The sequence below is a fragment of the Bradyrhizobium sp. genome, from assembly GCF_016462955.1.
Classification (GTDB): Bacteria; Pseudomonadota; Alphaproteobacteria; order Rhizobiales; family Xanthobacteraceae; genus Bradyrhizobium.
The window spans coordinates 1-2,763 of record NZ_JAEMSD010000290.1 but is presented as its reverse complement, the minus strand read 5'-3'; the positions used below and the strand labels follow the sequence as shown (position 1 = coordinate 2,763).

The 2,763-nt window shown below is 65.0% G+C and carries 1 protein-coding gene; it reads right to left on the bottom strand.

The genetic code is table 11. The annotated features are described in order from the left end of the window. Positions 1–2,763, bottom strand: a 2,763-nt coding sequence (locus JHD07_RS25110) for an autotransporter-associated beta strand repeat-containing protein (protein WP_291626922.1), incomplete at both ends; no start/stop codon positions are given.

Genomic DNA, 2,763 nt, shown 5'->3' with positions numbered 1-2,763 from the left:
CACGCCCCGCATCGCGAACGACTCCGCGAGCGCGTCGATGACATCGCCGCTTGTCTCGCGCGGCGTCACCGCGGCATAGGCTTCGCGCATCCTGGCGTCGCCCTGTGTGGTGGTGGCATAGCCGAGCGTGCTGCCGTTCATGCTGCGCTCGCCGTCCATGCCACCGCCGACCGGGTCGAGCATGTCCAGGAACTGCTGCATGGCGTTGAACGCGGCCTGCGTGCTGGCGGCGCCGGGTTGGCCCGAGACCTCGCTGAGGGCCCGGTTGAGCTGCGCGCCGCTCATGTTGAGCAGTGTATCGAAGCCGGCCGGTGGCGTCGCGCCGCTCTCGACCGCGTTGTTGATGCCGCCGGCGACGCCGGTCTGGTTGCCGCTCGTTCCGGCCGGCAGCTCGATCTTGCCGGGATCGAGCACGAGATAGACGTTGTTGAGGTCGTAGCTGAGGCGCGGATTGCGGGCAGGGCTGAAGCTTCCGGCGATGGTCAGCCCGGCGAATTGCGTCCCGCCGATTCCTCCGCTCGCATTCAGAAGCGTGAAGGTCTGGCCGCGAAAGCTGCCGGGAATGGCCAGTGCCTGCACCGTGGCGCCGGTGAGTGTCGCGGTGCCCGAAACGTTGGTGCGGTCGGCTGCGGTCGTGGAGATCTCGACCGTGTAGAAGCTGCCGGCGGCGAACGCCAGATTGCCGCTGACGGTCAGCGTGCCGATGGAATTGCCGGGCGCCAGCGCGCCCCCGCTCGCAATCGTCGTGTTGCCGACGATGCCGGTGCCGCCGAGAATGGCGTCGCTGTTCACGGTGATACCGCTCGATGCAGCGATCGAACCGTTGACCGCGAGCGTGCCGCCGTCGACGGCGGTCGCGCCGGTGTAGGTGTTGACGCCCGACAGGGTCAGCTTGCCGGTGCCGACCTTGATCAGCGATATCCCGGTGATGCTGCCGTCGCCGGTGAGCACGCCGGTGACGACGGTCGACAGGTTGTTGCTGCCAACCGCCAGCTCTGCGCCGTTGAGGTCGAAGCGGCCGTTGCCGGCGATCGAGCCGGCGGTGAGCTTGCCGTCGCTGTTCGGGCCGGGGGTGAAGAAGTTGATAACGGCGCTGGACGCGGTGTTGATGAGCTGTGCACTGCCGGGCGTCGAATTGCCGTCGAATAGCACATTGCCGCTGTTGGAGATGACGGCGTTGCCGGCTGTGGTGTTGCCGTAGAACGTCAACTGATTGGTGTTGGTGATAGTGGCGTCGCCGGCCGTGGCGCTGGTTGCGAAGACCAGCTGCGCGTTGTTGGTAATGGTCGCATTGCCGGCCATCGCATTGCCGTCGAACATCAGGGTGCCGGCGGACACCATCGCGCCGGAAAAGCTTGCCGCGCCGGTCAGGGTCAGCGTTCCCGCACCGGACTTGGTCAGCGTGCTGCCGCTGACGCCCTGGCTGATGACGAAATTGTTGGCGGCGTCCGCAATGTCGAACGTGCCGCCGCCGGCACCCAGATTGACGGTGCGTGTGGTGGCGTTGAATGCCGTGCCTGCTATTTGCAGGGTACCGCCGTTGAAGGTCAGGCCGCCCGCGAGGTCGCCGAGATTGGCGTCGGAGGAGACGCTGACCGTTCCGCCGGCGAAGGTGGTGCCGCCGGTATAGCTGTTGGTGCCCGACAGCGTCAGCGTACCGGTGCCTGATTTCACCAGCGAGCCGCCGGTGCCGCCGCTCGTGCCGCCGTCCGCGATCACGCCGCTGACGGTTGTCGAGAGATTGTTGCCGCCGACCGTGAGCTCGTTGGCACCGAGATAGAAGGTGCCGTTGCCGGCGATCGAGCCGGCGCTGAGCTTGTGGTCGCCGTTCGGGCCGGAGCTGCCGGAGAAATCGAAGACGGCATTGGCCGCGTTGTTGATCAGCTGCGCGTTGCCCGCGGTTGAATTGTCCTGGAAAGTGGTCGTTCCGCCGGCGTTGTTGGTGATCACAGCGCTGCCGGCCGTGCTACCGACGACGAAATTGATCGTGTTACTGTTGGTGATGGACGCGTTGCCGGCCGTGGAGTTGTCGCGGAAAACCAGCAAATCGGCGTTGGTGATGGTCGCGCTGCCAGCCGTGCTGGTGTTGTAGAAATACAGCCAGCGATTGTTGGTGAGAGTGGCGCTGCCAGCCGTGCTGGTTTCGTTGAAAGACAGCCATTCGCTGTTGGTGATGACAGCGTTGCTGGCCGTGCTGCTGCCGTAGAAATACAGGTAGGCGCTGTTGGTGATGGTTGCGGTGCTGGCCGTGGCGTTTCCTTGGAAAATGGCTCTGCTGTTGGCGCTGTTGGTGATGTTTGCGCTGCCCGCAGTGCTGGTATCGTTGAAATACAGGAAGTTGTTGTCGCTGATGATGGTCGCGCTGCCCGCCGAACTCGAATTGTTGAAGTAGACGTTGCCGGCGCCGCTGTTGGTGATGTTGGCGGTCCCGGCGGTGCTCGTCTCGTTGAAGTTCAGGGTGCCGCCGTTGGTGATGTTGGCGGTGCCGGCACTGCTGCTGTTGCGAAAGTTCGTGGTCCCGCCGTTCGCGATGCCCGTGATTCCGCTCGTGCCGGCGTTGACGACGTCGAATGTGCCGCCGGCACCGACGGTGATGGTTCCCACAATCGACCCGGCACCGCTGGAGCTGCCGAGTTGCAATGTGCCTGCGTTGATGGTCGTGCCGCCGGTGTAGGTGTTGGCGCCGGCCAGGATCAGCTTGCCTGCGCCAGTTTTGACGATGCCGAACGAGCCGCCGGTTTCGCCAATGGCGCCGGCCTGGGT